This window comes from Stenotrophomonas sp. STEN225, assembly GCF_056756445.1.
The window spans coordinates 192,513-211,676 of sequence record NZ_JBRRBV010000004.1 but is presented as its reverse complement, the minus strand read 5'-3'; the positions used below and the strand labels follow the sequence as shown (position 1 = coordinate 211,676).

Annotated in this window: 18 protein-coding genes and 1 tRNA gene; 6 read left to right on the top strand and 13 right to left on the bottom strand. The window is 66.7% G+C overall.

The genetic code is table 11. The features are described from left to right. Window positions 1-24 precede the first annotated feature (24 nt). The 5 genes from ACVOJ1_RS06255 to ACVOJ1_RS06235 form a co-directional block, all read right to left on the bottom strand. Window positions 25-939, bottom strand: a complete 915-nt coding sequence (locus tag ACVOJ1_RS06255; RefSeq protein WP_340044751.1) for a homoserine kinase — start codon at window positions 937-939, stop codon at window positions 25-27. After that, window positions 936-3,440 (bottom strand): bifunctional aspartate kinase/homoserine dehydrogenase I, encoded by a 2,505-nt coding sequence (gene thrA / locus ACVOJ1_RS06250; RefSeq protein ID WP_346480151.1) that lies wholly within the window; start codon window positions 3,438-3,440, stop codon window positions 936-938. The genes ACVOJ1_RS06255 and thrA overlap by 4 nt, the downstream gene beginning before the upstream one ends. Window positions 3,441-3,524: 84 nt before the next feature. Beyond that, window positions 3,525-3,659: a hypothetical protein gene (locus tag ACVOJ1_RS06245; protein ID WP_258391179.1), complete on the bottom strand. Its 135-nt coding sequence runs from the start codon at window positions 3,657-3,659 to the stop codon at window positions 3,525-3,527. Window positions 3,660-3,797: 138 nt separating this feature from the next. Next, the gene (locus ACVOJ1_RS06240; protein WP_065175576.1) at window positions 3,798-4,748 is read right to left on the bottom strand and encodes a DMT family transporter; all 951 of its coding nucleotides are present in this window, start codon (window positions 4,746-4,748) and stop codon (window positions 3,798-3,800) included. Between the two features lie 126 nt (window positions 4,749-4,874). Further along, a complete protein-coding gene (locus ACVOJ1_RS06235) occupies window positions 4,875-5,570 on the bottom strand; it encodes a helix-turn-helix transcriptional regulator (RefSeq protein ID WP_346480150.1) in 696 nt (231 codons plus the stop codon). Between the two features lie 80 nt (window positions 5,571-5,650). On the opposite strand from ACVOJ1_RS06235, the gene ACVOJ1_RS06230 reads away from it, so the two are divergent. After that, complete coding sequence (locus ACVOJ1_RS06230; protein WP_053516738.1) at window positions 5,651-6,424, top strand: DUF6491 family protein; 774 nt, start codon at window positions 5,651-5,653, stop codon at window positions 6,422-6,424. On the opposite strand, the gene ACVOJ1_RS06225 is transcribed toward ACVOJ1_RS06230, so the two are convergent. The 6 genes from ACVOJ1_RS06225 to ACVOJ1_RS06200 form a co-directional block, all read right to left on the bottom strand. Continuing rightward, a complete protein-coding gene (locus ACVOJ1_RS06225) occupies window positions 6,421-7,476 on the bottom strand; it encodes a linear amide C-N hydrolase (protein WP_346480165.1) in 1,056 nt (351 codons plus the stop codon). The two genes, ACVOJ1_RS06230 and ACVOJ1_RS06225, sit on opposite strands and share 4 nt — an antisense overlap. 83 nt (window positions 7,477-7,559) lie before the next feature. Then, the gene (locus ACVOJ1_RS06220) at window positions 7,560-7,988 is read right to left on the bottom strand and encodes a BLUF domain-containing protein (RefSeq protein WP_065182710.1); all 429 of its coding nucleotides are present in this window, start codon (window positions 7,986-7,988) and stop codon (window positions 7,560-7,562) included. Window positions 7,989-8,077: 89 nt separating this feature from the next. Beyond that, complete coding sequence (locus ACVOJ1_RS06215) at window positions 8,078-9,205, bottom strand: hybrid sensor histidine kinase/response regulator (RefSeq protein WP_053516742.1); 1,128 nt, start codon at window positions 9,203-9,205, stop codon at window positions 8,078-8,080. Then, complete coding sequence (locus tag ACVOJ1_RS06210) at window positions 9,202-9,777, bottom strand: chemotaxis protein CheB (RefSeq protein ID WP_053516743.1); 576 nt, start codon at window positions 9,775-9,777, stop codon at window positions 9,202-9,204. Before ACVOJ1_RS06210 ends, ACVOJ1_RS06215 begins: the two co-directional genes overlap by 4 nt. Next, window positions 9,777-10,601 carry a CheR family methyltransferase gene (locus tag ACVOJ1_RS06205; protein WP_193396310.1) on the bottom strand — a complete coding sequence of 275 codons (825 nt, stop codon included), beginning with the start codon at window positions 10,599-10,601 and terminating at the stop codon, window positions 9,777-9,779. The genes ACVOJ1_RS06210 and ACVOJ1_RS06205 overlap by 1 nt, the downstream gene beginning before the upstream one ends. Next, window positions 10,598-13,699 carry a response regulator gene (locus ACVOJ1_RS06200; protein ID WP_346480149.1) on the bottom strand — a complete coding sequence of 1,034 codons (3,102 nt, stop codon included), beginning with the start codon at window positions 13,697-13,699 and terminating at the stop codon, window positions 10,598-10,600. The genes ACVOJ1_RS06205 and ACVOJ1_RS06200 overlap by 4 nt, the downstream gene beginning before the upstream one ends. Before the next feature lie 152 nt (window positions 13,700-13,851). Between ACVOJ1_RS06200 and ACVOJ1_RS06195 the strand changes: the two genes are divergently transcribed. Both ACVOJ1_RS06195 and ACVOJ1_RS06190 read left to right on the top strand, forming a co-directional pair. After that, window positions 13,852-15,006 carry a two-component system sensor histidine kinase NtrB gene (locus ACVOJ1_RS06195; RefSeq protein ID WP_346480148.1) on the top strand — a complete coding sequence of 385 codons (1,155 nt, stop codon included), beginning with the start codon at window positions 13,852-13,854 and terminating at the stop codon, window positions 15,004-15,006. Next, entirely contained in the window at window positions 15,003-15,362 is a 360-nt protein-coding gene (locus tag ACVOJ1_RS06190; RefSeq protein ID WP_053516753.1) for a response regulator, read from the top strand. Before ACVOJ1_RS06195 ends, ACVOJ1_RS06190 begins: the two co-directional genes overlap by 4 nt. Window positions 15,363-15,377: 15 nt before the next feature. Here ACVOJ1_RS06190 and ACVOJ1_RS06185 read toward each other — a convergent pair whose 3' ends face one another. After that, entirely contained in the window at window positions 15,378-15,512 is a 135-nt protein-coding gene (locus ACVOJ1_RS06185; RefSeq protein WP_258012811.1) for a hypothetical protein, read from the bottom strand. Between the two features lie 1,201 nt (window positions 15,513-16,713). Then, window positions 16,714-16,790 (bottom strand) — tRNA-Arg (locus ACVOJ1_RS06180). A gap of 109 nt (window positions 16,791-16,899) precedes the next feature. On the opposite strand from ACVOJ1_RS06180, the gene ACVOJ1_RS06175 reads away from it, so the two are divergent. From ACVOJ1_RS06175 to ACVOJ1_RS06165, 3 genes are all read left to right on the top strand, one after another. Beyond that, on the top strand, window positions 16,900-17,502 hold the full coding sequence (locus ACVOJ1_RS06175; RefSeq protein WP_346480147.1) for a phosphatase PAP2 family protein: 603 nt from the start codon (window positions 16,900-16,902) through the stop codon (window positions 17,500-17,502). A gap of 77 nt (window positions 17,503-17,579) precedes the next feature. Next, window positions 17,580-17,921 carry a hypothetical protein gene (locus ACVOJ1_RS06170; RefSeq protein WP_253118774.1) on the top strand — a complete coding sequence of 114 codons (342 nt, stop codon included), beginning with the start codon at window positions 17,580-17,582 and terminating at the stop codon, window positions 17,919-17,921. A gap of 119 nt (window positions 17,922-18,040) precedes the next feature. Then, complete coding sequence (locus tag ACVOJ1_RS06165) at window positions 18,041-19,105, top strand: polysaccharide biosynthesis/export family protein (RefSeq protein ID WP_461287928.1); 1,065 nt, start codon at window positions 18,041-18,043, stop codon at window positions 19,103-19,105. Window positions 19,106-19,164 lie beyond the last annotated feature (59 nt).

Genomic DNA, 19,164 nt, shown 5'->3' with positions numbered 1-19,164 from the left:
CGGTATCCAATGAGAGGAAAGAAGTCAGCACAGTCGTGCTCCCGCCGCGTCCAGCGGCGAGACCCAGGCGTCACTGTCGAAGCCCGCAGCCGCAAATGCCGCGCGGACCTGCCCTGCGGCAGCCTGTGCCTGCACCGCATCTTCGAACCAGGCAAACACGCTGGGACCGGCACCGGAAATACCCGCGCCCATCGCGCCCGCCGACAGCGCGGCGTCACGCGCTGCCTCGAATCCCGCGATCAGGCCGGCACGTCGTGGCTCGATCAGCACATCGCGCAAGCCTGCGCGCACCAGCGTGGCATCGCCGCGATGGCAGCCGCTGAGGACCAGGGCCAGATTCGCGCTCTGGGCGACAAACTCGCGCAGCTCATAACTGCCCTGCAGCGCCTGCCGTGCCCTGCGCGTTTCCAGCACGGCATGCGGATGCACCAGCAGGCTGTGCCAGCACGCAGGCACCGGCACCGGCACCACCCTGTCGGCGGTGCACAGCGCCAGCCCGCCCGCCAGCAACGGTCCGACGTTGTCGCCATGGCGACCGCCGCTGGCCACCGCTTCGCCGTCGAGCGCGTGCGGATACAGGGCGGCGCGTGGCAGCGGCGCATCCAGCAGCGCGTTGGCTGCAACCAGTGCCGCGACGCAGGATGCTGCTGAGCCACCCATGCCGGAGCCGAACGGAATTCCCTTGTCGATCTCCAGCTCGAACCCGTAGCCCAGGCCCAGGCCCTCGCGCAGTGACAGCAGTGCCGCGCCAGCCGTGTTGCCCGCTGCCTCCAGTGGAAGCTCGACCGCACTGCCACGGATCGCCGCGATACGCACCACAGGCTCATCGATGCGGCGCACGCTGACCGTGTCGCCGATACCGGCGATGGCATGGCCCAGAATGTCGAACCCCACTGCCACATTGGCCACCGATGCCGGTGCGAATGCACGTGCGATCACAGGCGCGCCCCTTCGCCGGCCGCCACCCGCAGCAGGTCGGCAAACACGCCTGCAGCCGTGACCTCCGGTCCCGCGCCGGGCCCCTGCACCACCAGCGGATTGTCACAGTAGCGGCGGGTGCGGAACTGCACCACGTTGTCGGTCAGGCGCAGGTTGGCGAACGCGTGTGCCGCCGGCAGCTCGTGCAGACCCACCGACGCGCCGTCCGCGTCAAGCCTGGCCACATAGCGCAGCACTGCGCCGCGCTCGCGCGCGTCCTGCAGGCGTTGCTGCAGTGATGCATCAGACTCGCCCAGGCGGGCCATGAAGTCCTCGACGCTGCCTTCGCGAAGCAGCGCCGGCACCAGGCTTTCCACCTGCACCTGTTCAAGACTGAGTGCGTGGCCGGCCTCGCGCGCCAGGATCACCAGCTTGCGCGCGACATCCACGCCCGACAGGTCATCGCGGGGATCCGGCTCGGTGTAGCCCATCGAACGCGCCTGCGCCACCAGCGAGGAGAACGGCTGGCTGCCGTCGAAGCGGTTGAACAGCCAGGCCAGCGTGCCCGAGAAAATGCCTTCGATGGCCAGCACCTCGTCGCCGGTATCGACCAGGTCGCGCAGCGTGGTGATCACCGGCAGGCCGGCGCCCACCGTCGCCTCATAGCGGAAGCGCGCGCCGCTGGCAGCCGCCGCCGCACGGATCCGCTGGTAGCGCGACAGCGGGCCGGCGCCTGCCTGTTTGTTCGGGGTGACCACATGGATGCCCGCGGCCAGCCAATCGGCATAGCGCTCGGCGACCTCGCTGCTGCCACTGCAGTCGATCACCACCGCATGCGGCAGGTGCGCGGCCAGCAGATGCTCGGTGAAGCGGTCGAGATCGCTGGCCTCACCGCCCGCCTGCAGCGCCTGCCGCCAGTCGGCATGCAGACCATCGGCCTCCAGCCGCATCCGCGAACGCGATGCCAGTGCACGCAGGCGCAGATCGACATTGGCCTTGGCCAGCAGCTGCGGGCGCGCCGCCAGCAACTGATCCAGCAGCGCGGCACCGACGTTGCCCGGCCCGATCACGCCCACCGCGAACGTCTGCGGCGACAACCAGAATCCGGCGTGGGCGGCGCGCAGCGCGCGCGTCGCGTCGGCGCTGTCCACCGCCACCGAGATGTTGCGCTCGGAGGAACCCTGGGCGATCGCCAGGATATTGACCTGCGCCCGGCCGAGCGCCTCGAACAGGCGCGCAGCCACACCGGGCTGGCCCGCCATGCCATCGCCCACCGCCGCCAGCACGCTGACCCCTTCGTGGACCTGCACGCGCTGCACCTGGCCGACCGACAGTTCATGAGCAAAGGCCTGCAGCAACGCCCCGCGGCCACGGCCCGCTTCGGCAGCCCGCACCACGCAGCAGATCGAGTGCTCCGAAGAACCCTGCGAGATCATCACCACCGACACCTGCGCCTGGCGCAACGCTGCGAATACGCGCTCGGCGGTGCCGGGCACGCCGATCAGGCCAGTCCCCTCGAGATTCAGCAGGGCCAGGTCGGGACTCAGCGTGAGCCCCTTCACCGGTCCGCGCGGCGAGCGCTCGGCGCTGATGCGCGTACCCGGATGGGCCGGCTGGAACGTGTTGCGGATGAAGATCGGCAGCCCCAGCCGAATCGCCGGCGACATCGTCTGCGGGTGCACCACTTTCGCGCCGAAGTACGCCAGCTCGCAGGCTTCGTCGTAGCTCAGCGACTCCAGCTGCACCGCCTCCGGCACCAGTCGCGGGTCGGCCGACAGCACACCATCGACATCGGTCCAGATGTGCAGCTCGTCGGCATTGAACAGCGCGGCGAAGATCGCGCCGGAGTAGTCACTGCCGTTGCGGCCAAGCGTGGTGATGCGGTCGTTGCGGTCCCGGGCGACGAACCCGGTGGCGACCACGCGCGTCTGCGGATGCTGCAGGCGCCATTTCGCCAGACGGTCGGCGCTGGCTTCCCAGTCCACATCCACGCCCAGCTCGCCGTGGCCGACCACGAGCACGTCGCGTGCATCAAGGACGGCGCAGTCCTCGCCGCATGCGCGCAGGTACGTACCGAGCAGCTGCGCGGAGAACACCTCGCCGAGGCCCTGCACGCGGTCGAGCACTTCACGCGGCAGCTCACCGATCACGGTCAGCGCGGCCAGCACTTCGGACAGCTGCTCGAAACGCGCGTCGATCCACTCCACGGTGTCGCCCACCTGTTCGCCGAGCAGGGCCACCGCGGCCCCACGATGGCGGGCACGCAACGCATGCCAGGCCTCGCGCCACCCCTCGTCTCCCTGCGCCGCCAGCTGGGCCAGTTCAATCAACGCATCGGTGACGCCCTTCATGGCCGAGACAACGGTGACCTGCTGCGATTCGGGGCGGGCCCGCAGCAGGCCGCCGACATGGCGGTAGCGCTCGGCGTCGGCCACCGAAGTGCCGCCGAACTTGTGCACGACCGTGGACGGCGCGGCCAGCTCGGCCGGGGCAACAGGAGGGGGGAGAACGTGGGAAGACATGCAGACCTCGGCAGGAGGCCCCGTCGCATGCAGGTGTCGAGTTTCCCCGCCACCTGGATGGTGCGGGGCCGTGGTTTTCGGGAGTTACACGAAGACGACGGGCCGCACCAGGGCAGTGGTGACGGTGGTGGTGGTAATGGTGGTGATGGCGACCGGTGCAGTCGGACGCCCCGCGGTAGCGGGTGCGATCAGGCTGGCGGTGGCGGCATCAAGGACCATAGCGGACAGAAAACACTGTTCGCCCCGCTGCTGTCAAGTGCTGCAGCGCAAAAACTCCCTGCGCCGATCATCTGTCAACGTGCCGTCATTTGGTTGCAACTGAGACAAAGCAGCGATCGTCGACTCTGGGATGTCCATTCAGCCGGCATGTTCGGCGATCGCGCGTGGCGCACGGTGGGCGTGCGCGCACAGCATCACCCCGGCCACCAGGAACACGATCGCCAATGCCTCCAGCACGGTTGGCCAGCGCTGCTGCCAGGCAAATGCGTACAGCAGCGCGAACAGGGTTTCGAACACGATCATCTGCCCGGTCAAAGTCAGCGGCAGCAGACGGCTGGCACGGTTCCAGAATGCGTTGCCCACGATCGACGCCACGACCGCGACACCTGCGCTGATGGCCCAGAATGCGCCCCATTGTGCGGCCGTATGGCTGCCGGCGGACCCGGCAAAGGCCATCGGTACCAGCAGCAGGGACAACCCGCCGGTGGTGACACCCGTCAGCAACGACCAGTCATGGCTGGACAGATCCGGGCGCCGCGCCAGCCAGCGGCTGTTGCCGATCGAGTACAACGCCCACGAGAACAGTGCGCCGAAGGCACACAGCAGGCCGATCAGGCGCTGCCGCCAGGGCGTCGCCAGGTGTTCGGACATCAGCGCCTCCCACCCCACCAGGGTCACGCCAAGTACGCACAGCGCCAGAGCCGGCAACAGCTGCTTCAGGGGCACCGCCCCCTGCTCGCGCACGCCCACCAGGGTCACCACGACCGGAATCAGGCCGACGATCAGCGAGGCCGCAGCGCCACCGGCCCACTGCACGGCCGTGGCCAGCAGCAGGAAGTACACCAGGTTGCCCGCCAGGCTCAGCCACAGCAGGCCGTACCATTCTGCGCGCCCCAGCCTCGGCGCCAGCCGCCTCCAGCGCGGCAGCAGCAGGATCACGGCGATGAGGCCATAGACCAGATAACGGCCGGCAGACAGCTGCAGGGCGTTGAACGTGTGCAGCACGGCAGGCGCCAGGAACACCACGCCCCACAGCGCGCCTGCGGCTACGCCATTGGCGATGCCCAGGACCATCGGATTGTTGCGCATTGCGGATTCTTCGGGGGAGAAGAGGCCGCGCAGTGTAGCCGCCCACCGGACGACCTCTCTTGACCCAGGCTATTGCTGTCCCGGCAGAGCCGGACGCACTCGGCGGCGTTCCCGCAGCGCCATGGATCAGAGGCTGCCCCGCCGCCAGGCCGCAGGGGTTACGCCGCTCTCCCGGCGCAGCGCTCGGGTCAATGCGCTCTGTTCGGAATACCCCGCGGCCAGCGCAATCTCGCTGATCGGCAGCGCACTGGTCCGCAGCTGGTGCTTGGCCCAGCGCAGGCGGCAGGCACTGACCCAGGCCTGCGGACTCAAGCCGAATTCGCGCTGGAACAACGCATGCAGCCGGCTTTCGCTGACGCCGACGAATGCCGCCATGCGCGCGACCGGCCAGGGCTGCCCCGGGTCGGCCTGTACCGCCGTGCACAGCCCCTGCATGCGCGCGCCACTGCCTGCCGGTGCAAACACCCTCAGCAAGGCAGGCAGCAGCAACGGCAGCGGCTGCCCCTGCCGCACCTCGGCCAGCCCCTGGCGCAGGGCCAGCGGCAGATGCAGCCACCGCTGCCTGCACAGGTGCTCCTGCGTGTCGTCGTCCAGAACCTCCGGACCGCAATCAACGATCACGAAACCGTTCGGACCCTCCGCCATCTGGTCATGCGCCTCGCCGGCGGCCACGAATGCGCCCTGCAGAAGGTCCAGCCGGCCGCCCCGCCCTTCCAGCTCGAACTGCAGCTCGCCCTGCAGTGGCAGCACCCATTGCGCGTAGTCGTGGCGATCCAGGCCGGTGGCCTGGCCATAGTGCCGGAGGTGGAAAATGGCGCCCATTCGGCAAGTCTGCGCGCCTGACACCGGCGGTGCAATTGACTGCTATAGTCGGGCCGTCTATCCAGCAAGGAGTGCAGGTCATGGCATATCGACAGGTTTCCCTGGCTCTGGCCGCGAGCATCGGCCTGTCCCTTTCCGTCACCGCCAGCGGGCAGGAACGCCGGGCGCCGGCACCGCACTGCCTCGACGCCGTGGGCGTGCAGGAGGTGGAGCAGGCCTCGCCGCGCTCGATCGCCGTCCGTGCCGCTTCCGGCCAGGCCTATCGGATCGACTTCAGCGAAGACTGCCCGAACGTGCGTGCGGCCACCTCCCTGAAGCTGGAAGCGCCGGCAGGCTGGGCCTGCGGCCGCCCCAGCGAACGCGTTGTCGTGGACGGGCACAGCTGCGCGGTCAGCGCGGTCAGTCCAGTGCAGAACCGCGACTACGCCACTGTCGCCCGTGACAGTGACCGCCTGAGCACCGCGACCCTGCCTGCGGTGACCATCAGCGAGCGGCGCGAGCAGCGCCGCAGCTTCGGCGGATCGCCCGCCTACTGTTTTGCAACCCGCAACGTCCGTGCCTGGTCCTCCGATCAGCAGGGGCTGCTGGTGGAGACCAATCCACGCCGCAATGGCGGCCACCGCTACTACCGCGTCGAACTGGGCGGCAGTTGCCGCCAGCTGGACCGCGCGCCTCAGGTCAGCTTCCAGTCCGGGCTGCAGAACGGCCTGATCTGCGGCAATCCCGGCGATCGCATCCTCAGTGCCGAGTTCGAGCCCGGCGACGAGCGCGGCCTGGGGCCGCTGCCGCTGTACACCCGCGGCAGCTGCCAGATCCAGGCGGTCTACCCGGCCGCGACCCAGGCGTCGAACTAGCTCCCGACGCCGAGGAAGGTGAACGGTGCGCTGGGTACGAAATGCTCCAGCGCATCGCCGGAGAAGGTGTTGCGCTGGTCCTTGCCCAGGTCCAGCTTGAGCACCTTGCCACCGAAGTCGATCCTGTTGAGGTCCACCCAGAACGTATTCGGCGTCATCGCGGACTCGAAGAAGTACAGGCGTCGCTTGTGGTCGGCCACGGTGCGCCAACGCGTGGACGAGATATTGGGCTCGCCCGGCGTGGTGATTCCGTACGGCACCGAGACATTGCGGATCACACTGAACACACTGGCCAGTGCCACCACGGGGTCTTCCGCCTTGGGAATCGCATTGATGTAGAACGACGCGCGTGCAAAACGGTCGGCCGATCGGTTGGTGCCCGGCAGCATCACCGTGCCGCCGATCTGCTGCCAGTAGCTGTTGAGCGCAAGCTGATGCTCGAAGATGGGCGAATTCGTCATCACCTGGTAGCGGCGATCATGATGGATGACCTGACGGCCACCGATGTACTCCACGATCGCGCTGTCGCCGCTGGCATCGGACAGAGAGAGATGCAGGGTCGCCTGCCGGTCCTCGCCGGGCACCTTGTCGGTGACGATGGAGTACGGCTCGCGCTGCAGCGCCGCGACGGCCTCTGCAACTGTCGCAAAATTATCCAGCACGTACTGCGCCCACAATGAAATGGCCAGGCCGGGCTTGCTGCCGCGCTGCTGCGGATACTCCGATTCCACCAGCCACAGCAGATTGGCGACCAGCCCCTTCTCGTTCATGCCATCGGTGGTCGACACGTCGTAGCCGGTGGCCACCACGCTGCCGTACCGTGCAGTCCATGCCAACGACTTCGGCCCGGCCTCGCCGGTCCGTGCAATTCCGCGCGGCAACACGTACAGGTTGGTCGCCACATCGACCTTCCAGTCCATCGACCGCGCCGTGATCACATCGCCGTTGTCACCCAGATAGACCGCACGTGTGCAGGCCAAGGCAGGCATTACAGCGCCTGCCAGGGCCGCCACCAGCAGCGCGGCCCCTGTGTGCTTCATCATCCGTACCATGTTGCCCCCGTCCATGCCCTGGAGATCCAATCTCAGCGCATGCAGGGTGAGACAGCGGTGAAGCCCGGCGCCCCTGCCGCCACTCAGCCGGCGTGGAGCGCCGGCTGCACGATGTCGGCGAGCAGGTCCACCGCCGTCGGCGCCGCGCGGTCGCCCTGCAGCGCACGGCTGAATCCGGCCCAGTCGCCCACCGTGAGTCCATGCAGCATGGACGCCTCCACCTGCAGGACACGCATCGCCCAATAGGGGAACTGGCGCTGGCCAAGCCGGCTGCGCGCCAGCTCGACGATGTCGGCATGGCTGCCGGCCTGCAGGATGCGCTCATACACCGAATCAATGCCATCCGGCGGCCCTTCGATGTACTGCAGGAAGCGCCCGCCATCATGCAGCAGCACCCCGGTCACGCCAGCCAGCTTGTTGAAACGGGCGGCGTCGTCCACCAGCGCCTGCAGGCGATCTGCGGAAAGATCCGGCAGCGCCTGGCTGACGTAGGCGATGGCTCGCAATGGCATAGCGCTTCCCTGGCAAGATATGCAGCTACGGTAGCAGTTGCGGATGAGCCCGTCATAAGGCTGCGCCCCGCTTGCTGAAGAATTCAGGTTCAGGCCATGTCCGGTCCACCGCACCGCCGTGGCAGTGCCGCCTCCAGCACAACCTGCCCTGCGTCGTTGCGCGCGGTCAATCGACCGCCGTGAGCGCGCACGAACTGATCGACGATGTACAGCCCCAGGCCGAGGCCCTTGCTCTGGTGGAAGCTGGCCTTGAAGGGCTCGAACAGCCGCGGCAGCAGCGCCGCGTCGATGTGGCCGGCATTGCTGACCCGCAACACCACCCGCTGCGGATCACGCCCGTCCAGTTGGACATGTGCTTCGCCAGCATGCGTCAGTGCGTTGCCGATCAGATTCGATGCGACCTGCCCCAACCGGTCCATGTCGCCCTGCAGGACGGTATCGCCCTGCGCCTGGAAGCGGATCCGCTCGAGTCCGTGGGCACTGCCCGCCTCCGCAATGACCGCGCGGGCCAAGGCGTCGAGGTCGCAGGTCGTGGTCTGCAATCGCAGGCCGCCGCTGCGGATGCGCGAGAAGTCCAGCAGCTGCTCGACCATCCGTGCCATGCGCAGCGTGCTTGCTTCCAGGTGCTGCAATGTCTGCTGTGCAGCGGAATTGCCCGCAGGCAGTTCCAGGCTGAGCTTGTCCGCGCAGAGCAGGATGGCGGACAGCGGCGTCCGCAGGTCGTGGGTAAGCACCGCGGCCATGGTCTCGTTCAACTTCAGCGCGCGCTCCAGGGCTTCGTTGCGCACCTTCAGCAGCTGCCGCTGCTGGTACAGCTCGATGAACACATTGACCTTTCCGAGGATCACCTGCGGCGCCACCGGCTTGTGCAGGAAATCCACCGCGCCGGTCTCGTATCCCTTGAACGCGCGCACCGGATCATCCGGCGACGCGGTGAGGAAGATGATCGGCACGTCGCGGCTGCGCAGCGAGCCCCGCATCAGTTCCGCCAGCGTGAAGCCGTCGATCTCGGGCATGTGCACATCCAGCAGCGCCAGCGCCACCTCGTGCTCGAGCAGCAGTTCGAGCGCCTGGGCGCCGGAGCTGGCCAGCAGCAGGTTGACGCCCTCGCGCTGCAGCAGTGCCTGCATCGCCACCAGGTTCTGTGCAACGTCATCGACGATCAACAGGTTGACCGGGGCCTGGGCCTGCGCAGGGTCCGGTGGCAACAGGTTCATGAAAACAACTCCTTCAAGCGGCGACACATCAGTTCAAGGGGCAGCACCGCATCGGCGCCGGCATGCTGCAGGGCCGAGGCCGGCATCATGGAAGCTTCGGCCTCTTCGGGGCATTGCAGCCAGGCGCGACCTCCCGCCTCGCGCACTGCCGCCACGCCTTCGGAGCCGTCACTGCTGGCGCCGGTCAGCAGCAGTGCCAGCACGCGCGGACCAAACACCGCCGCGGCCGATTCAAACAGGGGGTCGATGGCCGGACGCGAATACAGCACAGGGGGATCGATCGACAGGGCAACCGAGGACCGGTCTTCCACCAGCAGGTGATAGTCCGGCGGCGCAAACGTCACCGTACCGCGCTCTATCGGCTGCTTGTCCTCCGCCTCGCGCACCGGCACCGCGCAATGCGGCGCCAGCACCTCGACGATGCGGCTGTTGCGGTCACGGGGCACATGCAGAACCACCAGCACCGGCACCGACAGGCCCGCCGGCAGCGCCTGCACGATGGCCTGCAGGGCAGCGACCCCGCCAGCGGATGCACCGACCACCATCACCTCCGGCAGACCGGCGTCATTCATCAGGCGACCTTCCGGTACAGCCGATGTTCGCGCGAACACACCTCGAACGCGTCGTGATGGCAACCGAACTGCAGCGACTCCTTGCTGCCCAGGCCGAGAAAGCCACGATGCACGAGCGCTTCCCGGAACAACCCCACGGCCCGGTCCTGCAGGTCCCGGTTGAAATAGATCAGCACATTCCGGCACGACACCAGGTGCACCTCGGAGAACACCGTGTCCGTCGCCAGGCTGTGGTCGGCGAACATGATGTTGCGTCGCAGGTGACGGTCGAACACGGCCCCGTCATACGCCGTCGAATAGTAGTCCGACAACGACGCCCTGCCCCCCGCCGCCAGATAATTGCGGCTGAACTGCGCCAGGCGATCGATCGGGTATGCGCCGGCCTCGGCGGTCACCAGGGCCCCGGGATTGATATCGGTGGCATAGACGATGCTGCGCTCCAGCAGCCCTTCTTCGTGCAGCAGCACCGCCAACGACCACACCTCCTCGCCCGTGCTGCAGCCCGCCACCCACAGCTTCACCGAAGGATAGGTGCGCAGCACCGGCACCACCTGCTCGCGCAGGGTGCGGAAATATGCCGGGTCCCGGAACATTTCCGAGACCTGCACGGTGAAGAACTGCATCGCCTGAGTGAAAAGCTCCGGCTCGTGGAGCAGGCGATGCTGCAGGTCCGACAGCTTCTCGCACTCGTAGCGCTGCATGGCCTGACGCATGCGCCGTCGCAGCGACGACACCGCGTAGCTGCGGAAGTCGTAGTGGTAGCGCTGATAGATCGCCTCCAGCAGCACCTTCAGCTCCAGGTCGAACAAGGCCTGCTCGTTCATTGACGCGAGCACCACACCCGGCACAGCGAAACCAGCTTGTCGACATCGATCGGCTTGGCGATGTAGTCATTGGCGCCGGCCTGCAGGCAACGCTCGCGGTCATCGGGCATGGCTTTCGCGGTCAACGCGATGATCGGGAGATCCTGCAGGTGACGCTGCGCACGGATCTCGCGCATCGCTGTCAGACCATCCTTCTCCGGCATCATGATGTCCATCAGCACCAGGTCCACCTCGCGCTGCGCCAGCCGATCGACCGCCTCCTGGCCGTTGCGCGCGATCTCGAGGTTGACGCCCAGCGGCTCGAGCACGCTCGACAGCGCGAAGATGTTGCGCACATCATCCTCGGCCAGCAGTACGGTGCGCCCATCAAGGATGGTGTCGCGCCGGCGCGCCTCGCGCAGCAGGCGCTGCTGATCGGTGGGCAGGCTCGCCTCCACGCTGTGCAGGAACAGGGTGACCTCGTCCAGCAGGCGCTCGGGAGAGCGCGCACCCTTGATGATGATGCTCTTGGAATAACGACGCAGCCGTTGTTCTTCCTCGCGGCTGAGCGCGCGTCCGGTGTAGACGATCACCGGCGGGAAGCCGACGTCATCATTGCCGGCCATGTGTTCAAGCAGGTCGTAACCGCTGCCGTCCGGCAGGGAAAGATCCATCACCATGCAGTCGAACGTGACACTGCTGAGCTGCTCCAGCGCTGCGGCCAGTGTGCCGACGGCGACGATCTGCAGTTGATCACGCCCCAGCAGCAGCTCCAGGTTGCGCCTCAGCTCGCTGTCATCCTCGACGATCAGCAGGCGCCTGACATCGCGTTGGCTGGTCTGCTCGAGCTGCTCGATGGCCGCCGCCAGCCGCTCGCGCGTGGTCGGCTTGATCGCATAGCCGATCGCGCCCAGCTCACGGGCCACTTGGCTGCGGTCCATCGCCGAGACCACGTGCACGGGGATGTGCCGCGTGTCCGGGTTGCGCTTCAGACGCTCCAGCACGCTCAGACCTGACACGTCGGGCAGGCCGATGTCGAGCAGGATGCCGTTCGGCCGTAGTTCGGCAGCCAGCACCAGCGCTTCCTCTGCCGTGCCGGCAACCACGCAGTCGAAGTCCAGTTCATGCGCCAGCACCACCAGCGCTTCGGCGAATGCCACGTCGTCCTCCACCGCCAGGATCAGGCGTCCCATGCGCTGCCGCCGGCCACGATCATCTGGAACGTGTGTGGCAGCTGCGGGCGGGGGCGCAGGTGCAGTCGGCGCCATCTGTGCAGCCACTGGACGCGCTGCCGGAGTCGCCACGCGCGCGGGCTCCGCTCCCGGCTCCGGCGCGGACACGGGGGCGCCCTGCAGTGGAAGCTCCAGCACGAAACAGCTGCCACGCCCCGGTTCGCTGTCCACCTGGATTTCGCCGCCCATGCGGGCAGCCAGGTCGCGCGAGATCGACAGGCCCAACCCGGTGCCGCCATAGCGCCGGCGGGTGCTGCCATCAGCCTGGCGGAAAGCCTCGAAGATCACCTGCAACTGCTCGCGCGCGATGCCGATGCCCGTATCACAGACCTCGAAGCGGATGCGGCCACTGCCGCCGGGACGCACGTGCAGGCTGACCTTGCCGTGCTCGGTGAACTTCAGTGCATTGGCCAGAAGGTTCTTCAGAATCTGCTGCAGGCGCTGGCTGTCCACCACCAGCTGACCCGGCGCCAGCGCATCGGCGCTGATCTCCAGGGCAAGCCCCTTCTGCCGCGCGATCGGATCGAAGGTCTCGCGCAGCCGCTGCAGCGCGCTGTCGACCGCGACCACTTCATCGCTCAGTTCGACATGCCCGGCTTCGATGCGCGACAGGTCGAGAATGTCATTGATCAGCGCCAGCAGATCGTTGTTCGACGACAGGATTGCCCGTGCGTACTTCACCTGCTCTTCGGTGAGCGTACCGTCCTTGTTGTCGGCCAGCAGCTTGGCCAGGATCAACGAGCTGTTCAGCGGCGTACGCAGCTCGTGCGACATGTTGGCCAGGAACTCGGACTTGTAGCGCGACGTCGCCGCCAGCTCGTTGCTGTTGCGCACCAGCTGGCTCTGCGCAACCAGCAGGGCCTGCTTCTGCGCCTCCAGCTCGTGCGTGCGCTCCTCAAGCTGTACGTTGCTCTGCTCCAGTTCGGCCTGCTGCTGTTCCAGATGGGTCTGCGACTGCAGCAGGCTGCGGCTCTGCTCTTCCAGCTCCTCGTTGGCCACGCGCAGTTCTTCCTGCTGGGCCTGCAGCTCCTCTCCCTGACGCTGCGACTCCTCCAGCAGCACGACCAGCTGCGCGCGCAGCAGCGACGCCCGCAGGGCCATGCCGATGGTGTCGCCACAGCGCTCCAGCAGTTCGCGGTCCAGATCACGCTGTTCGCCGACGCTGGATCGACCCAGCTCGACGATGCCGACCACGGCACCGTCACTGGTGATCGGTGCAAGGATCCGCTCACGCACCGGAACCCGCCCCAGGCTGCTCTGGAGTTCAAGTACCGAGGCCTCATCGCCCTGCAGGTGGCGGGTGCGCAGGTCGCGCGCGACCTGTCCGGCCAGCCCCTCCTGCAGTGCCAGCGACGCCGGCATGCCGGCCGGCAACGCCAGTCCGCCCGTCAATTGCAGGCGGCCGCCCTCAAGCCGGTACACGGCGCCGACATCGGCCTGCAGCTGCGAGGCCAGGCTGGTCGCCGCCGCCTCGGCGATCTGCTCCGGTCCCAGGTCTCCCCGCAGGCTCATGGCCACGGCGTTCTCCGCCTCCTGTAGCCACAGGGCGCGCATGGCCTGCCGGCGCGCCTGGATGGCGCGGGACACGATCAGCGCGATCATCAGGAAGGCCGCACCGCCGATGGTGCGGTTCACCAGCGAGAACGCCGAATTCGTGCTTGCCGGGGCAATGTTATAGCCCACCATCAGCAGCGCGCAGGCCAGCACCGCGACCACGAACGGTGCGCGCGCACTCCGCTGGAACACCGTCACGCCAACGGCCAGGAAGTAGGCCAGCCACACCGCATAACCCAGAGGCACGACAAGTTCCAACGCGATGGTTGCGGCCAGCAATGCGGCGGCAGTCATCCATATCCAGCGGTCGCGCGAGGTTGCACCGGGACGCATACGGGGCGATTCCAGAAGGCAAAGAAGTGCGTGATGGTACCCCGTGTCGTATTCAGCCGCATACGACCAATGGCACGGGCAATCCCTGCACACATCCTTCACACTGCAGTGCCTAGCTTTCCGGCCCTCACAGGGGTAATGCTCATTTCCACGTGGACGCACCCGCTTCTACGAGGTCCGCTCTGACGGACACTTCCCAACAGCTGCGCCTGCTGATAGACAGCGTGCGGGACCATGCGCTGTATCTGCTCGATCCCGAGGGCATCGTCTGCAGCTGGAACCCCGGGGCCGAACGCATCAAGGGGTATGCAGCCGACGAAGTCATCGGCACCCACTTCGGACGCTTCTACCTGCCAGCAGACCGCGACGCCGGCGAGCCGCAGCGGCTGCTCCGGCTGGCCGCGCAGCAGGGTCATTGCTCCGCCGAAGGCTGGCGCGTCCGTCGCGACGGCGCCTCGTTCCGCGCCAGCATCGTGATCGAGCCGGTGCTGGAGAACGGCGAACTGCTCGGCTACGTCAAGATTACCCGCGACATCACCGAACAATGGCAGGCGCAGCGCCTGCTGCGTGACGCACAGCGTGCACTCCGGCAGACCCAGCAGTTCGAGACGGTCGGCCGGCTGAGTCGTGGGCTCTCGCATGAATTCAACAATCTGTTGACCACCATCGGCAACGCATTGGATCTGCTGGCGCTGCGCGTGGGCAGTGATCCGCGGGCCCACGAACTGCTTTCTACTGCACAGACGGCGACCGACCGCGGCGCATTGTTGACCCGCCAGTTGCTTGCGTTCAGCACCGGGCAGACCCTGATCCGTGAACCGGTGGACGTCAACGAACTGATCGTCGAGTCCTTGCCGGGCCTGCGGCGCGCGCATGCCTCGGGTACACTGCTGGGCACGGAACTGGCTTACGATCTGCCGCCGGTCTGCACCGACGCGCTGCAGCTGCAGACCGCCCTGGCAAACCTGGTTGCGAACGCTGTCGAAGCCACGGCCGATGGCGGCCACGTGCTGATCGCCACCGCACTGGAGCATCGCCTTGATCCGGATGGAGAGGCTGGCCAGCAGCGCCGATACGTGACGGTGAGCGTGCGTGACCAGGGGCGTGGCATGCCCGTCGATGTGGCGGAACGCGCGACAGAGCCTTTCTTCACCACCAAGGACATCGGCAAAGGCAGCGGACTGGGCCTGAGCCAGGTGTTCGGATTCACCACCCAGAGCGGCGGCTTCGTCGATGTCTCCACCACGCCAGGCGTCGGCACCACAGTCAGCCTGCTGTTACCCGCACTAGAGGAACCCGCCCCATGACCGATGATCCGATCCGCGTGCTGATGGTGGAGGACCAGACCGACCTGCGCGAAATGATAGGGCTGGCCCTGCGCGATTTCGGCATCGACGTGGCGACCACGGCCGACGGTCATGAAGCAGTGGCCCTGCTGCGCGGCGATACCCGCTTCGACGTGGTGTTCAGCGACGTCAGCATGCCCAATGGCATGTCCGGCATTGAACTGAGCGAACACGTCGCGCGCGACCAGCCGCACGCCCGCATGATCCTCTCCTCCGGCTATGCGCGTTCGCAGCTGCCTCCCCTGCCCGAACAGGTCGAGTTCCTGCCCAAACCCTATCGGCTGCGGCAACTGGTGGAGCTGCTCAGGCAGGACTGAGCCTCGCCAAGTGCGTCAGGGGAGTTTTTCCCTGTCCGCACGCCTGCTGCGGCCCCTGCGCCGACGGTGAACCCGGCTGCAGATTTCAAGAATTCCGAGCACGCAGGCGAACACCGCGGCCACTTTGCCAAGGGCGATCAGCAGGTGCATGGCGACTCCCGTCTGGACCGAAGGCGTGCAGGTGGCCGGGTACCCCTCCCGGCATTGGGGGCCACTGTAGGCCCGGCAAACCCATGCAGCCCGCAGACCGCTATGCGTTTCCGGCAAGAATCACCCGCGGACTCAGTCATCCAGAGAGTCGGCCTCGCCCGGTTTCCGGCTGATCCGCGATCTTCGCCAGCCGCCGTGGGAGCGGAAGTAGCCGGTGTCCCCGCTCACGGTATAGCGCAGCGCTGCCCACGCGGCAGCGACCAGGGAGGCCTGCCAGCCCCGCGCCTTGCGGAAGGCGTACTGGAAACGCCCCATCACCCGGCCGCCGGGGGGATGATCGGGAAGGCGGGGCGGCGTGCGCGTCCAGGGAAGACGGCATGGCCCACCCGGCAGCACAGGGGGACGGCGCCCGGTCCGACGCCAACGGACGTCACGGCATTGCGATTCATTCGGATCCTGCTGGTCATGGGGGAAGCGCTGCGCACGGCAGGTTCAAGGCCTGCCACGAGTCCCCCTGCCGACCCGTCACGCTGCAGTGAAACTGGGCGCTGAGCAGTTAGCCTTGTGTGAAAACGGCTTGCTTACCTGACTGGATGTTCAGGCTCCCCGCCCCTCTCGCGAACCCTCGGCCCTCACCAGAACGAAGTAAGGGCTGTCAAGAACGAGAGTCTTAACAGTTCATGCTGTATGGTCACTGCATTCGGCTTCTCTTCGGCGCGAAATTCCTCGCCTCCGTGTCCAGCCCCTGACCGGCAAGACACATGACCACTCCTGTTGCATTCCGGATCCTGCGGATCCGCCCTTTGCTGCGCCTGGATGCCACCATCGAACGGCTGGATTCCGTGCAGGCCAAGTGCAAGTCATGTGGGGACGAATCACGGATGTCGCATGGGTGCGGGCTCACCGATGTGCACGGGGGTGTGCAACTGAGGTGTCCCGCCTGCGGCTCGATCGATGTCTTGACGGCGGCGGATGCCTGGGGCCACTGGGTGCAGCAGATCAGGCACGATCGAATACTCGCACTCGCTGGCCTGTTGCCAGAGGACCTGGATCGCCCCTAGGTGGGCTTGGCGGAAGGCAGGCAAGGCCGCCGCACGCCCTTTTCCAACGCACTGTGGCGGGTGGCAAGCACGCCGCAGCGACGACAGCACGCCGCAAGCAGAAGCGGCACCCGCCTGATCATCTGCGGGCAATTGACCGATGGTGACCCCGGCCCGATTCGAACGGGCGACCTTCCCCTTAGGAGGGGGACGCTCTATCCAGCTGAGCTACGGGGCCTTGCGCAAGCAGTGAAGCATACCGCGTCCAGCTGAATGGACCAAGCCACCGACGATCGCCGCGCCATCGGCGGCAGGTATGCTGGCCGCCCCCACATCAGTCCCACCGGATGTCCGAGTTCTGGCTTTTCCTCTCCAATTTGGGCGACAGCCGCTGGCTGCTGCCCATGGCCATGGTGCTGCTGCTGGCATTGCCGCGAAGCGAATCGTCCTTGAGGCGACGCTGGGCCGTCGCCATCGCCGTGACCGCCGGGCTGACAGTGGCGTCGAAGCTCGCATTCATGGGTTGGGGGATCGGCATCCGACGCCTGGACTTCACCGGCATTTCCGGGCACGCCGCCATGTCCAGCGTGGTGTACCCGGTGGCTCTATGGCTGACGGTGAGCACTGGCGAACGCAGGGACCTTCGCTGGTTCGCTGCAGGCTCTCTGCTGGCCGGTGCAATCGGGTATTCGCGACTGCCTATTCAGGCGCATTCGACATCGGAGGTCATCTCCGGCCTGGCTCTGGGCCTGGCTGCAAGCTGCGCGGTGCTGGGGACATCGGTCACCCCCTCGCGGCCGAAAGTCCGGGTGCTGTTGCTGGCCGGTCTGATGGGGCTGGCGGTTCCGGCGATCATGTCTGATCTTCGGACACACGACATCATCAAGGACGCCGCCAAGCTGCTGTCGGGACGAAGCAGCACGCATGAGCGGCATGACCTCGGCAACTGAACCCCGCGCTTGACACTGCGGGCCTTCGGCCGCAAGATTGCGGTGAAATTTTCCCTAACGGAGTAGGTGCCTCTCCCATGTTCAAGAAGACGATCGCCGTTCTGGCCCTGGCGGCATTCTCCGCCTCCCCGATGATGGCCTTCGCGCAGGACGCGCAGGCAACCACTGACGCCGAGACCCCGGCTGCCGAAGTGACCGCGGGCGCTGAAGCCGCTGGCTATTCGAACGCTGCCATTTTCGGCACCACCGTAGTCGGCATTGCAGCAGCAGCTGTGGCTTACAGCATCGGTGGCGACAGCAGCAGCGGCAGCAACGACAATGGTGGCGGCGAACCCGGCGGCCCGGGTCCGGGCGGCCCAGGCACTGGCGGTACGGGTGGCACCGGCGGCACGGGTGGCACCGGCGGCACCGGCGGCTGATACATCCCGCTGTTTGAGCAAGCCCTCGCCGGGCAGTGCACGGCGGGGGTTTTTTATGCCTGTCGGAAACTCAACACATGAACATGAAGCCTATCCGTATTTTCGCCGCTGCACTCACTGTGCTGGCCATTTCCGGCTGCGCGTTCGCGCCGGGTCAGCACCTGCGTCGAAGTGATGTCACTTCGCAGAGCAGCGACGATGGCCGACTGGAAATCATCACCATCACCTCCAAGCTGATCGCCCAGGAGGCGGCAGCCCGCAACGAACAGACGCTTCCTGCGGAACTTTTCAATTACCAGCCCTCCCCCTACCAGGTCGGCGTCGGGGACATCCTGTACGTCACGGTCTGGGATCATCCTGAGCTCACCGTACCCGCCGGCCCGCAGCAACAAGGCACGCTTGCAGGTCGTCTGGTGCAGAGCGACGGCGCACTGTTCTACCCCTACATCGGCAAGGTCAAGGCGGCGGGCAAGACCCCGGTTGAGATCCGCGAGGAAATCAGCCGGCGCCTCGCGCAGTATGTCGAATCCCCGCAGGTGGACGTGTCGGTCCTTACCTATGGCAGCCAGCGGGTGTGGGTCACCGGCGCGGCCGAGCGCTCCTCGCCAGTCGCATTGGGTACCTCGCCGCTTACCCTGACCGATGCCATCAGTCAGGCCGGGCTGAACGCAGCCCAGGCGGATCTTTCCGGCATCCAGTTCAGCCGTGACGGAGTGAGCTACACCATCAATCTGGAAAGTCTGGCCAAGGAACATGGTGGACGCCAACTGTTCCTCAAAGACGGCGATTCGATCTTCATCCCATATCTGGATCGCAAGGAGATCTTCGTCGTTGGCGAGGTCAACCTGCCAGGCGCGTACAGCTTCCGGACTGGCGACGTCACATTGAACCAGGCGCTCGGTCGTGCACGCGGGCTGCTGCAGCAGACGGCCAATGGCAATGCGGTGTACGTCATCCGCGGCAGCACCGATCTGCAGCAGGAGCCTTCGGTGATCTATCAGCTGGAAGCACGCTCACCGACAGCATTTGCCGTCGGCAGCCAGTTCAAGCTGCAGCCCGGAGACGTGGTGTTTGTCGGCGCCGCAGGTGTGAGCCGCTGGAACCGCTTCGTCAACCAGCTGCTGCCCTTCACCAATATCCTCTACACGGCCGCGCGCACCGGAACCGAAGTCAGGGACAACTGACATGGCGCGCACGGAAGCAGCCTCGGTGCGTTCATGCCGACGCACTTCAGCCTGTCTAT

What these genes read in the sequence shown, in the direction of transcription:
- thrA (WP_346480151.1), bottom strand. Translation starts at nt 3,440, where the DNA reads ATGTCTTCCCACGTTCTCCCCCCTCCTGTTGCCCCGGCCGAGCTGGCC.
- ACVOJ1_RS06245 (WP_258391179.1), bottom strand. Translation starts at nt 3,659, where the DNA reads ATGGTCCTTGATGCCGCCACCGCCAGCCTGATCGCACCCGCTACCGCG.
- ACVOJ1_RS06240 (WP_065175576.1), bottom strand. Translation starts at nt 4,748, where the DNA reads ATGCGCAACAATCCGATGGTCCTGGGCATCGCCAATGGCGTAGCCGCA.
- ACVOJ1_RS06235 (WP_346480150.1), bottom strand. Translation starts at nt 5,570, where the DNA reads ATGGGCGCCATTTTCCACCTCCGGCACTATGGCCAGGCCACCGGCCTG.
- ACVOJ1_RS06230 (WP_053516738.1), top strand. Translation starts at nt 5,651, where the DNA reads ATGGCATATCGACAGGTTTCCCTGGCTCTGGCCGCGAGCATCGGCCTG.
- ACVOJ1_RS06225 (WP_346480165.1), bottom strand. Translation starts at nt 7,476, where the DNA reads ATGGTACGGATGATGAAGCACACAGGGGCCGCGCTGCTGGTGGCGGCC.
- ACVOJ1_RS06220 (WP_065182710.1), bottom strand. Translation starts at nt 7,988, where the DNA reads ATGCCATTGCGAGCCATCGCCTACGTCAGCCAGGCGCTGCCGGATCTT.
- ACVOJ1_RS06215 (WP_053516742.1), bottom strand. Translation starts at nt 9,205, where the DNA reads ATGAACCTGTTGCCACCGGACCCTGCGCAGGCCCAGGCCCCGGTCAAC.
- ACVOJ1_RS06210 (WP_053516743.1), bottom strand. Translation starts at nt 9,777, where the DNA reads ATGAATGACGCCGGTCTGCCGGAGGTGATGGTGGTCGGTGCATCCGCT.
- ACVOJ1_RS06205 (WP_193396310.1), bottom strand. Translation starts at nt 10,601, where the DNA reads ATGAACGAGCAGGCCTTGTTCGACCTGGAGCTGAAGGTGCTGCTGGAG.
- ACVOJ1_RS06200 (WP_346480149.1), bottom strand. Translation starts at nt 13,699, where the DNA reads ATGCGTCCCGGTGCAACCTCGCGCGACCGCTGGATATGGATGACTGCC.
- ACVOJ1_RS06190 (WP_053516753.1), top strand. Translation starts at nt 15,003, where the DNA reads ATGACCGATGATCCGATCCGCGTGCTGATGGTGGAGGACCAGACCGAC.
- ACVOJ1_RS06185 (WP_258012811.1), bottom strand. Translation starts at nt 15,512, where the DNA reads ATGCACCTGCTGATCGCCCTTGGCAAAGTGGCCGCGGTGTTCGCCTGC.
- ACVOJ1_RS06175 (WP_346480147.1), top strand. Translation starts at nt 16,900, where the DNA reads ATGTCCGAGTTCTGGCTTTTCCTCTCCAATTTGGGCGACAGCCGCTGG.
- ACVOJ1_RS06170 (WP_253118774.1), top strand. Translation starts at nt 17,580, where the DNA reads ATGTTCAAGAAGACGATCGCCGTTCTGGCCCTGGCGGCATTCTCCGCC.